8 protein-coding genes are annotated in these 12,003 nt (G+C 64.6%); 4 read left to right on the top strand and 4 right to left on the bottom strand.

The genetic code is table 11. The features are described from left to right. Both ACMV18_RS12630 and ACMV18_RS12625 read right to left on the bottom strand, forming a co-directional pair. A partial coding sequence (locus ACMV18_RS12630; RefSeq protein ID WP_420818143.1) for an efflux RND transporter permease subunit occupies positions 1-2,221 on the bottom strand: 2,221 nt, incomplete at its 3' end. A 7-nt stretch (positions 2,222-2,228) separates the two neighbouring features. Further along, positions 2,229-3,332: an efflux RND transporter periplasmic adaptor subunit gene (locus ACMV18_RS12625; RefSeq protein WP_420818142.1), complete on the bottom strand. Its 1,104-nt coding sequence runs from the start codon at positions 3,330-3,332 to the stop codon at positions 2,229-2,231. A 132-nt stretch (positions 3,333-3,464) separates the two neighbouring features. Here ACMV18_RS12625 and ACMV18_RS12620 point away from each other — a divergent pair, with 132 nt between their 5' ends. After that, positions 3,465-4,136 (top strand): response regulator transcription factor, encoded by a 672-nt coding sequence (locus ACMV18_RS12620; RefSeq protein WP_374256491.1) that lies wholly within the window; start codon positions 3,465-3,467, stop codon positions 4,134-4,136. Then, complete coding sequence (locus ACMV18_RS12615) at positions 4,133-5,446, top strand: sensor histidine kinase (protein WP_420818141.1); 1,314 nt, start codon at positions 4,133-4,135, stop codon at positions 5,444-5,446. Before ACMV18_RS12620 ends, ACMV18_RS12615 begins: the two co-directional genes overlap by 4 nt. Before the next feature lie 6 nt (positions 5,447-5,452). Here the strand turns inward: ACMV18_RS12615 and serB are convergent, their stop codons facing one another. Then, positions 5,453-6,151, bottom strand: coding sequence for a phosphoserine phosphatase SerB (serB, locus tag ACMV18_RS12610; RefSeq protein WP_420818140.1), 699 nt, complete (start codon positions 6,149-6,151; stop codon positions 5,453-5,455). Between the two features lie 74 nt (positions 6,152-6,225). Between serB and ACMV18_RS12605 the strand changes: the two genes are divergently transcribed. Beyond that, the gene (locus ACMV18_RS12605) at positions 6,226-7,905 is read left to right on the top strand and encodes an NAD(P)/FAD-dependent oxidoreductase (protein ID WP_420818139.1); all 1,680 of its coding nucleotides are present in this window, start codon (positions 6,226-6,228) and stop codon (positions 7,903-7,905) included. A gap of 4 nt (positions 7,906-7,909) precedes the next feature. Here the strand turns inward: ACMV18_RS12605 and mfd are convergent, their stop codons facing one another. Beyond that, positions 7,910-11,395, bottom strand: a complete 3,486-nt coding sequence (gene mfd, locus ACMV18_RS12600; RefSeq protein ID WP_420818138.1) for a transcription-repair coupling factor — start codon at positions 11,393-11,395, stop codon at positions 7,910-7,912. Positions 11,396-11,485: 90 nt separating this feature from the next. Here mfd and ACMV18_RS12595 point away from each other — a divergent pair. Further along, the coding region (locus ACMV18_RS12595) for an IspD/TarI family cytidylyltransferase (RefSeq protein ID WP_420818137.1) at positions 11,486-12,003 on the top strand (518 nt) is incomplete at its 3' end.

Raw genomic sequence — 12,003 nt, 5'->3', positions numbered from 1 at the left:
CTTCGACCCAGCGGCGCAGATCGGCCTGGATGCTGGCGGCGTTCAGGCCCAGTCGGCCTGCCGCCTGGCGGTCGATGGTGACCTGCAGGTACTGCACGCCGTCGTTGCGCAGGGTCAGGGTGTCGGTGGCACCGGGCACGGCCGCGATGATCTTCTCGGCCTTGGCCGCCATCTCGTTGAGCGTGGCCAGGTTGTTGCCGTAGATCTTGATGGCGACGTCGCCGCGCACCCCGGTCAGCATCTCGGACACGCGCATGTCGATGGGCTGGGTGAAGCCTGCATCCACGCCAGGGAAGTCTTCCATGACCTTGCGCAATTCACTGATCAGCCATTCCTTGTCAGGCTGGCGCCACTCTGCCATGGGCTTGAGCACCATGAAGGTGTCGGTCTGGTTCAGGCCCATGGGGTCCAGGCCCAGTTCGTCCGAGCCACTGCGGGCCACGATGGATTTCACTTCGGGCACGCGCTTCATGATGGCCTGCTGCACGCGCAGGTCCAGGTCCACCGTGCCCTTCAGGCCGATGGCGGGCAGCTTCTCTAGCTGCATGATGATGTCGCCCTCGTCCAGCGTGGGCATGAAGGTCTTGCCAATCTGCGTGAACAGCACGCCGGCCAAAGCCAGTGCGGCCAGGGCCCCGCCCATCAAGGCGCGTGGGTGGCGCAAGGCGGTGGACAAGGCGCGGTCGTACGCACCATCGAGCTGGCGCATCAGCCAGGGTTCCTGATGGTTGCCCACGCGCAGCAGCCACGAAGCCAGCACGGGCACCAGGGTCAGCGAGAGCAGCAGTGACACCGTGAGTGCAAAGACGATGGTCAGCGCCACGGGGCCAAACAGCTTGCCCTCCAGACCTTCCAGGCTCAGCAAGGGCAGGAACACGATGATGATGATGGCGATGCCCGACGCCACGGGGGTGACGACTTCACGCGCCGCACGCATCACGACTTGCAGCATGGGCATCTTGGCCGCATCGCCGTGGGCAAGGTGGCTTTCGATGTTTTCCACCACCACCACGGCGCCGTCGACCAGCATGCCAATGGCAATCGCCAGCCCCCCCAAGCTCATCAGATTGGCCGATAGGCCAAACTGGCGCATCAGCACAAAGGTGCCCAAGGCCGACATGGGCAGCATCACGGCCACGACCACGGCGGCGCGCAAATTGCCCAAGAAGGCCAACAGCAGCAGCACGACCAGCACCACGGCTTCCATCAGCGCCTTGCTGACCGTGTGCACGGCGCGGTCCACCAGTTTGCCGCGGTCATAAAAAGGCACGATCTGCATGCCTTGGGGCAGGGTGGGGGCCAGCGTGTCCAGTCGCGCTTGTACGCTGGACACCAGTTGGCGTGCGTTGGCGCCGCGCAAGCCCAGGACCAGACCCTCTACCGTCTCGCCCTGTCCATTGCGGGTCACCGCGCCATAGCGGGTCAGCTCGCCAATGCGGACTTCGGCCACATCGCTGATGCGGGTCACTCGACCATCGGTGGCCCGCACCACGGTGTTGCGCACGTCGTCCAGGGTCTGGATGGCGCCCTCGGCCCGCACGATCACGGCCTCTTCGCCAGCTTGCAGGCGGCCCGCGCCATCGTTGGCGTTGGCGGTGGTGAGTGCCTCTTGCACCTGGTTGATGGTCAGACCTTGCGCCAGAAGGGCTTGCGGGTTGGGCACGACTTCAAAGGTGCGCACAAAGCCACCCAGGCTGTTCACGTCTGCCACGCCGGGCAAGCTGCGCAAGGCGGGACGAATCACCCAGTCGAGCACGCGTCGGCGTTCTTCCAAGGATTGCGGGCCCTCAATGGTGAACATGAACATCTCACCCAGCGGGGTGGTGATGGGGGCCAGCCCGCCAGAGACCGAGGCCGGCATGTCGCCCATCACGCCGCCGAGGCGTTCGCTGACCTGCTGGCGTGCCCAGTAGACATCGGTGCCGTCCTCGAAGTCCAGCGTGATGTCGGCCAGGCCATATTTCGAGGTGGAGCGCAGCGACTTCTGCCTGGGGATACCCAGGACTTCTTGTTCAATGGGCACGGTGATGCGCGCCTCGACCTCTTCGGGCGTCATGCCCGGCGCCTTGAGGATCAACTTCACCTGGGTGCTGGAGACATCCGGAAAGGCATCGATGGGCACCGCGCGCCAGGCGAGGATGCCTGCGGCCCCCAGCATCAGCATGAGCAACATCACCAGCAGGCGCTGGCGCAGCGAAAATTCAATCAGTTTGGTCAGCATGGCAGCCTCATTCCGCCATCAGGCTCTTGAGCGCAGCGGTGCCGCGCACCACCACCTGGCTGCCCGCAGGCAGACCGGACACCACGGCCGAAGCACCCGACTGGCTGTGCACCTTGACTGGTGTCCACACAAAGCGCCCCGGGGCCGATGCCACGAACACATGGTGCGTGCCACCGGGGGCGCTCACCAGCGCCTGGGCGGGCAGGGTGCTCAAGCTCACGCCGTCTGAGCCGGGAACGCTGACGCTGGCTTCCACCAATTCACCCGGGCGCAAGCGGCCGGTCTCGCCTTTGCTGAGCACACGGGCTCGCACCAGACTGGTCTGCGTGGAGGCGTCCACCGTGGCGCCCATGCTGATCACCTCACCGGTCACCGTGCCGCCGTCCGGGCTCACCACACTGACGGCATGCCCCAATCGAATCTGGCTGGTCAGCTTGGCGGGCACCTGAATGTCCACCCACAGCGTGTCCAAGGCGGCGATCCGGTACAGCGGGGTGGCGGCCTCCACGCGTTGTCCCACGGCGACCAGTTGCTCCAGCACACGTCCGCTCAGGGGGGCCGTCAAGCTGATGCTGCCGTCGGCGTTGGGGCGGGCCACGCCACCGCTCAAGGCCAGGGTTTGTCGACGCTCTTGCGCCAGCGCCCGTTGTTGCGCGAGTTGCGCGCGGCTGGCTTCCAGTCGCGACAGCGGAATCAAGCCCTCCTGATACAAGGCCTCATCCCGGGCGGCCGTTCGCTTGGCCAGATCCAGCTGGCTGCCGCTTTGGCTGACATCGCGCTGCAATTCCTGAATCTGAGGGCTGCGAAGGCGAACCAGTCCTTGTCCGGCCTTGACCGCATCACCGGTGCTGACCATCAGCGCTTCAATGACGCCGGCCACTGGCGCGGCAACGACCCGTTGCTGGGCCGTTGGGATCGTCACCTGCGCCGGAAAACGCTGACGGGCGGCGTCCTGAGGCTGAATCGTCGCCAGTTGGATGCCCAGGCTGCTGATCTGGCTGGCTTTGAGCGAAATGGGCTCGGTGGCCCAGACGGGCGCGGTCACGGCGAAAGCGCACAGGGTGGCCAGCAGGCTGCGGGTCAGGCGGGTAGAAGGCAGTTTGGCGTGCATGGGATCCATACCATCATGAGGTTGACCCGTACTCTGCCGTGCCAAGCTGAAGCCATCCTTAAGACACGCGATGACGACACACGGGTGTTGGCGGTGCTATGGTTGCCGCTCCGACACAACACCGGGTGCAAGATGAGATTGATGCTGCTGGAAGACGACGCGACCCTTGGCGAAGGCTTGCGGGACTTTCTGCAGGCAGAGGGGCACCACGTGGACTGGAGTCGCACCCTGCACGAAGCGCGCACCTGGGACGACGGGGCCTATGACGCCCTGCTGGTGGACTGGCAACTGCCGGACGGATCCGGTGTGGACTGGGTGAAGGCTTTGCGACGGCAGGGCGACGTGCGCCCGATCGTGGTGCTGACCGCCCGCGATCTGCTGGCAGACCGCCTGCAAGGTCTGGACGCGGGGGCCGACGACTACCTCGTCAAACCATTTGAGCCCGAAGAGCTCGTGGCCCGCCTGCATGCCATTCGCCGACGTGCGGGGGGCGGCATGGCACCCCAGCAGGTGTTTGGCAAGCTGGTGGTGGACGTGTCGGCCAAGGCGGCATCCTTGCGGTCGGCAGACGGCCAGCTCGACAGCGTGACACTGACCGCGCGCGAGTGGGCGGTGCTGGAAGCCTTGGTCACCCGAGCGGGGCGCATTGTGCCCAAGAGCGACCTGGAGTCGCTGGTGCTGGGGTCTGCGATCGATGTGGCCAGCAATACCCTGGAAGTTCATGTCGCCAACCTCCGGCGCAAGCTGGGGCGCCACGTGGTCGAGACCGTACGAGGGATGGGCTACAAGATGGGGCAGGCATGAGCACACCGACCGCTGTGTTGCCCTCGATTCGCACCCGGCTGGCCCGAACGGTGCTGCTGATTGCCGCGGCCTGGGGGCTGTTGCTGGCGCTGACCGTCGGCACGGTGTTGCACCGCTCGCTGGATCGGCTGCTGGATGCGGGTTTGCAAGAATCGGCCGAGCTTGTCTATGGCGTGCTGAGCATGAGCCAGGGCCAGGCGCTGCCCGACGATGGCAGCTTACCGGCGCCCCCCCATCGTGAGGGGCTGGTGTGGCAAGTCGTGCGACCCAACGGGGGCGTGGGGCTGCGTTCGCACAGTGCGCCCGTGCAACCCTTGACGCTCAGTCGTGAGTCGGGCTTCAGCCACACGAGCGATTGGCACCTTTACACGTTGCCCTTGCCAGATCAGCAAGGCGTCTTGCACGTGGCGCAGCCTGATCTGGCGCGCACCCATGCTCAACGCTCGGTGCTCGGTGCCAGCATGGGCGTGGCACTGATCATCGGCTTGTTGTCGGCGTGGTGGCTCAATGCCCGGCTGCGAGCCGAACTGCAGCCACTCAACCGTCTGTCACTGAGCGTCACCCGGTTTGACCCCCTTCATACCGAGGCACGTTTGCCTGCCGCCGACCGGGCCGAGTTGCTGCCTTTGCAAGAAGCGCTGGATGACCTGGGGCAGCGCTTGCACGCCCGGGTGGCCCATGAGCGCGCCTTTGCCGCGCATGCCGCACATGCCTTGCGTACGCCGCTGGCTGGCCTGGATGCACAGTTGGCTGTGGCTATCAAAGAGGCCGACGAGGCGCGCCAACCCCGTTTGCGACAAATCCGGGCTGCGGCCGCCAAACTGCGCAGCGTGGTCTCGGCCCTCATCAGCTTGTTCCGCGCCGGCGGCGAAGTGCACTGGCAGCCCGTGGAACTGGCTGATTTGCTGGCGCGCATGCCTGTCAAAGGCGTGGCCGTGAGGGTGTCGGGGCCATCCGTGGTGCACGCCGACCCGGACTTGCTGGCCGCCGCCATGCTCAACCTGCTGGACAACGCCGCGCGGCATCAGGCTACCGAGGTGCTCGTGCAGATCCAATCCGAAGGGCCGGGGGTGCGCCTGGCGGTGCAAGACAACGGCACGGGCTGGTCCGCAGACCGCCTGGCGCAGGTGCAACAGGCGCTGGCCTCAGGGCAGGGCGAAGGCGTATTGGGGCTGGGTTTGACGCTGGTGGACCTGGTCGCCAGAAAGCACGGCGGCGTGGCCACGGTCTCGGCTGGCGCGGCGGGTGATACGTTCGGTCAGGGCAGCATCGTCAGCATGACGATCGCCCCGGCGCCCAGCGAAGCGTGAACGCGATCAGACCATCAAGGCCAGCACGCGGTCCAAGCCACCTTCATTGATGGCGACCATGGCTTGTTCGCGCACCTTGGGCTTGGCGTGATAGGCCACGCTCAGGCCGGCCACACCCATCATCAGCAGGTCATTGGCGCCATCGCCCACGGCGATGGACTGGCGAGGGTCGCAGCCAATGCGCTCGCACAGACGCAGCAAGTGCTGCTTCTTGGCTTCGCCGTCGACGATGTCGCCCAGCACGCGGCCGGTCAGCAAACCGCCTTCGATTTCCAGTGTGTTCGAGTGGGCCTCGTGCATGCCCAGGCGGTCGCGCACGCGGTCGGCAAAGAAGGTGAAGCCGCCCGATACCAGCAGCGTCTGCAAACCGGCCGCCTTGGCGGCGTTGATCAACTCCGGCGCGCCCGGGTTGATTTTCAGGCGCTGGTCGTACACCTCTTGCAGGGCCTCGGCCGGCACGCCTTGCAGCAGCGCCACGCGACGACGCAGACTGTCCTTGAAATCAGTGATCTCGCCACGCATGGCGGCTTCGGTGATGGCCGCTACCTCGGCCTTCTTGCCCACGGCATCGGCGATTTCGTCGATGCACTCGATGCTGATCAGGGTCGAGTCCATGTCAAAGGCGATGGCCTTGAAATCGCTCAGGCGCAGAGGCGGAGCGAAGTGTTGAATCACCAGACCGGGAGCAAATTCTTGTGCAGACATGGAAAGACCTTGAGGCGGGCGCCGTGGGGGATCACAAAACCCGCGATTATCCCAGTTTGAGATAATCCCGCACTATGCTGCGAATCACCGAACTGCGTCTGCCCCTGAACCATGCTGAGGACGAACTGCGTCCTGCGGTGGTGGCCAGACTCGGCATCAAGGATGCCCAACTCCAGAACTTCACCGTTTTCAAGCGCAGCTACGACGCGCGCAAGAAGGCGGCCATCGTCCTGATCTACACGATCGACTGTGAGTTGGCCACGCCCGAGCTGGAAGCCAGCCTGTTGCAGCGACTGGCCAAAGACCAACACATCCGCCCCACACCCGACACGTCCTACCAGTTTGTGGGACATGCCCCGGCCGATTTCCGCCAGCCCGACGACCTGCGTCCGGTGGTGATCGGGTTTGGCCCTTGCGGGATTTTTGCTGCCCTGATCCTGGCCCAGATGGGCCTGCGCCCCATCGTGCTGGAGCGTGGCAAGGAAGTGCGCGAACGCACCAAGGACACCTGGGGCTTGTGGCGCAAGAGTGTGCTCAACCCCGAGTCCAACGTGCAGTTTGGTGAAGGTGGTGCAGGCACCTTCTCGGACGGCAAGCTCTACAGCCAGATCAGCGACCCGCGTCACCTCACACGCAAGGTGCTGACCGAGTTCGTCAAGGCCGGCGCCCCCGAAGAAATTCTGTACGTCAGCAAGCCGCACATCGGCACCTTCCGTTTGGTCAGCATGGTTGAAAAAATCCGTGCCGACATCATTGCGTTGGGCGGGGAAGTGCGCTTCGAGCAGCATGTGACCGACGTCCTCATCGAAGACGGCCACGTCCGCGGCGTCATGCTGCAAAACGGCGACCAGATCCGTGCGGACCAGGTGGTGCTGGCGCTGGGTCACAGCTCGCGCGACACCTTCAAGATGCTCTACGAGCGCGGTGTCTTCATGGAAGCCAAGCCGTTCTCGATTGGCTACCGTGTGGAGCACCCGCAAAGCATCATCGACGCCGCCCGTTTCGGGCCGAATGCCGGCAATGAACTGCTGGGTGCAGCCGACTACAAACTGGTCCACCACGCCAAAAATGGCCGTGCGGTCTACAGCTTCTGCATGTGCCCGGGGGGCACGGTGGTGGCGGCCACATCCGAGCCCAACCGCGTGGTCACCAATGGCATGAGCCAGTACTCGCGTGCCGAGCGCAACGCCAACGCGGGCATCGTGGTGGGGATCTCGCCCCAAGACTACCGTCAGGACGGCAAAACCGAAGGCCCGGTCAGCCCGCTCGATGGCATCGCCTTCCAACGTTTCTGGGAGTCGCGTGCCTATGAATTGGGTGAGGGGGACTACAAAGCGCCCGGCGCTCTGGTGGGTGACTTCATCAAGCGCCAGCGCAGCAAGGTGCTGGGCAATGTCGAGCCGTCTTACAAGCCCGGCGTGACCCTGACCGATCTGCAGCAGCCCGGCTTTGGCAGCTTGCCTGACTACTGTCTGGATGCCATCCGCGAGGCCTTGCCCGCCTTCGAGCGCCAGATCAAGGGCTTCTCCATGAAGGACGCGGTCTTGACCGGTGTCGAAACCCGCACCTCGTCACCACTGCGCATCACCCGCGGTCGTGACTACCAAAGCCTCAACATCAAGGGTCTGTACCCCGCCGGTGAAGGCGCGGGCTATGCCGGCGGCATCATGTCTGCCGGGGTGGACGGCATCGAGGTGGCCGAGGCCGTTGGCGCCGCCATCCTCGGCGTCAAGGCCCCTGGCATCAAGGACTGAGACCTCAGCCCTTCAGCGGCTGACCCAAATGTCGCAGCAGATCGCGCACGTACTGTGCGCGGTCTTTCGGGTCGGACAAGGCCTTTTCAATGCGCAGCTTGTCATTGCCCGCCAGCTTGATGTGCTTGTTCTTCTGAACCAGCTCGATGATGCGCATGGGCTCCACCGGCGGGTTCGGGCGGAAGGTGATGTTCATGATGCCCGGCGCGGCATCGATCTTGATCACCCCATAAGGCTTGGACTGCACCCGCAGCTTGTGCGTGTCGAACAAGGCTTGCGCCTGCGGGGGCAGCTTGCCAAAGCGGTCCACGATTTCTTCCAGCATCTTCTCGATCTTGTCGAGCGAGTCGGCCGTGGCCAGTCGCTTGTACAAGCTCAGGCGCACATGCACGTCGCCGCAATAGGCGTCGGGCAGCAGGGCGGGCGCATGCAGGTTCACATCCGTGTTGCTGCCAAACATGCCCAGTGGTGAGAGCAGGTCCGGCTCCTTGCCTGCCTTCAGCGAACGCACCGCCTCCGCCAGCATCTCGTTGTACAACTGGAAGCCCACTTCCATCATGTTGCCGCTCTGGTTGTCGCCCAGCACTTCGCCGGCGCCACGGATCTCCAGATCGTGCATGGCCAGGTAGAAGCCAGAGCCCAGCTCCTCCATGTTCTGGATCGCGTCCAGTCGCTGGGCGGCCTGTTTGGTCAGCCCTTCCACATCCGGCACCAGCAAGTACGCATAGGCCTGATGGTGCGAGCGGCCCACACGCCCCCGCAACTGGTGCAACTGCGCCAGACCGAACTTGTCGGCGCGCGAGATGATGATGGTGTTGGCACTCGGTACGTCAATGCCGGTCTCGATGATGGTCGAGCACAGCAGCACGTTGTGGCGCTGGGCCACGAAGTCGCGCATGACCCGCTCCAGTTCGCGCTCGGGCATCTGGCCATGGGCAATGCCGATGCGGGCCTCGGGCAGCAACTCCTGCAGCTTGTCGCGGCGGTTCTCGATCGTCTCCACCTCGTTGTGCAGGAAGTAAACCTGCCCGCCGCGCTTGAGTTCGCGCAACACCGCCTCGCGGATGATGTTGCTGCCCTCACTGCGCACAAAGGTCTTGATGGCCAGGCGTCGCTGTGGCGCGGTGGCGATCACGCTCAGGTCGCGCAGGCCTTCCATCGCCATACCCAGGGTCCGGGGAATGGGGGTTGCGGTCAGGGTCAACACATCAATGTCCGCACGCATGGCCTTGATGGCCTCTTTGTGGCGCACGCCAAAGCGGTGCTCCTCGTCGATGATGAGCAGACCCAGGCGCTTGTACTTGACCGACTCGCTCAGCAGCTTGTGCGTGCCCACAACGATGTCGATGGTGCCGTCTTCAATGCCTTGCATCGCCGCCTTGATCTCTTTGGCCGAGCGGAAGCGAGACATCTCGGCCACCTTCACAGGCCACTGGGCAAAGCGGTCGGCAATGTTCTGGTAATGCTGCTCGGCCAGCAGCGTGGTGGGCGCCAGCAGCGCCACCTGCTTGCCACTGGTCACCGCCACAAACATGGCGCGCAAGGCCACTTCGGTCTTGCCAAAGCCCACATCCCCGCAGACCAGGCGGTCCATCGGTTGCGGGCTGATCATGTCCTGAATGACCGCATGGATGGCCGCACGCTGGTCGGGCGTCTCTTCAAAGCCAAAGCTGGTGGCAAAAGCCTCGTAGTCCTGTGGCGAAAAGCGGAAGGCATACCCCTCACGTGCCGCACGGCGCGCATACAGGTTCAGCAGCTCGGCTGCCGTGTCGCGCACCTGTTCTGCGGCCTTGCGTTTGGCCTTGTCCCATTGCGGCGAACCCAGCTTGTGCAGCGGCGCTTCTTCCGGGCTGACGCCGGTGTAACGGCTGATCAGGTGCAGTTGCGACACGGGCACGTACAGGGTGGCCTTGTCGGCGTACTCCAGGTGCAGGAACTCAGACGGACCATCGCCCAGATCCAGATTGATCAGGCCCTGATAACGCCCGATGCCATGGTTGCTGTGCACCACCGGGTCGCCCACATTCAGCTCGCTCAGATCCTTGATGAGCGAATCTACGTCCGTGGCTTGCTCGGCCTTTTTGCGGCGGCGCGTGGTGGGCGTGGCATCAAACAACTCCGTCTCGGTGACGAAGTGGATGCCCGTGGCCGTGTTCTGCGCGTCATGCCAGATGAAACCGGCGGCCAACGGTGCCGCCGTGATCGCATGACGATGGTCGCTCTCCAGAAACGCCTGCAGCGAGTCGATGCTGGGCAGGTCGATGCGGTGGTCACGCAGCAACTCCATCAGGCTCTCGCGGCGGCCAGCACTCTCGGCTACCACCAGCACGCGTTGCCCGGACAGATCCGTTTTGTCGATGTGCTGTTCCAGCTTGCGCAGCGGGTCTTGCCCCCCGCGTTCCACAGCCAGACTGGGCAGAGGCCGGGCCCACTCGGTCGGCTCCTGTCCCCGCACGGCCAACTGCGCGTGGTGGCCCATGGCCGTGAAAAACTCGTCCGTCTTCAGGAAGATGTCTTCCGGCGGCAGCAAGGGGCGCTCGGGGTCATGCTGCAAGAAGCGATGGCGCTCACGCGTTTCGGTCCAGAACCGCTCAATCGCTTCGTTGATGTCGCCGTGCAGCACCACGGCTGCCTGCTCGCCCAAATGCTGGAAGAAGGTGGCGGTCTCGTCAAAGAACAGTGGCAGGTAGTACTCGATGCCCGCCGTGGCGACACCGGTGCCAATGTCCTTGTAGATGCGGGATTTGGTCGGGTCCCCTTCGATGCGCTCGCGCCAGCGATTGCGAAACGCGCCGCGCGACGCCTCGTCCATCGGAAACTCGCGCCCCGGCAGCAAACGCACTTCCGGCACGGGGTACAAGCTGCGCTGGGTGTCCGGATCAAACGTGCGGATCGAGTCCACCTCGTTGTCGAACAGGTCCACCCGGTAAGGCACGGGCGAGCCCATGGGGTACAGGTCGATCAGGCCGCCACGCACTGCATACTCGCCCGGCGACACCACCTGGCTCACATGGTTGTAACCCGCCAGGGTGAGCTGTGACTTCAGCGCGGCCTCATCCAGCTTCTGCTTCTGCTTGAAGTGGAATGTGTACGCCGCCAAAAAAGAAGGGGGCGCCAGACGCGTCAGGGCCGTGGTGGCCGGTAGCAGCACCACATCCACCCCGGTGTCGGCCGACACGCCTTGCTGAATGCGCCACAGTGTGGCCAGTCGCTCCGAGATCAGATCCTGATGCGGCGAGAACGTGTCATACGGCAAGGTCTCCCAGTCCGGGAACACCGCGCAGCGCAGCATCGGCTGGAAAAACGCCATTTCGTCGAGCAGACGCTGGGCATCAGCCGGGTCGGCCGTCAGGATGGCCGTGATCTGTCCCTGCGATTTGCGGGCTTCGGCAAAGCGCGCCAACAGCAGCGCATCACCCGAGCCGATGGGACGGGGGACGGCATAGCGTTTGCCGGGGGCGATCGAAGGCAAGGGCAGGGCAGGCAGCATGGCGTTCAGAAATGACAAAGCGCCCGAACACAAGGTGTGCCGGGCGTGAGAAACCTGAAAACGCCATTTTAGGTGGGGGACAATCTCCCTATGTCTCTCTCGATTGCTTCACACGAATACCAACCCCGCGCCTTTGCCCTGGTGCCCTGCGCAGGCGTGGGTGAGCGCGCGGGTGTGGGCGGCCCCAAGCAATACCACCCGGTGGCAGGCAAGGCCGTCGTGGCCCATACCCTGGATGCCTTGCTGGCCGTGCCTCGGCTGGAGGCCACCCTCGTGGTGCTCTCACCCGACGACACCCAATTCGAGCAGCACGCCCCCCACTTTGAAGGGCCTCGTGCCTGGGTGGCACGCGTGGGTGGTGCCACGCGCGCCGACAGTGTGGCCAATGGCCTCCACGAATTGCTTGCCCGAGGGGCGCAGCCCCAAGACTGGGTGCTGGTGCATGACGCAGCACGCTGCCTGATCCAGCCAGACTGGGTGGAGCGCCTGCTCGATGCCTGCGAGGACGACGAAGTCGGTGGCTTGCTGGCCTTGCCACTGGCTGACACCCTCAAGGCCGCCACAACTTCCAAAGACGGCGCCGTTCGTGCGGCCGCCACAGTGGACCG

Origin of the sequence: Aquabacterium sp. (assembly GCF_048860245.1) — a bacterium.
Taxonomy (GTDB): Bacteria; Pseudomonadota; Gammaproteobacteria; order Burkholderiales; family Burkholderiaceae_C; genus Aquabacterium.
Note: the sequence above shows the minus strand (reverse complement) of the source record. Positions and strands in the feature narration are given on the sequence as shown.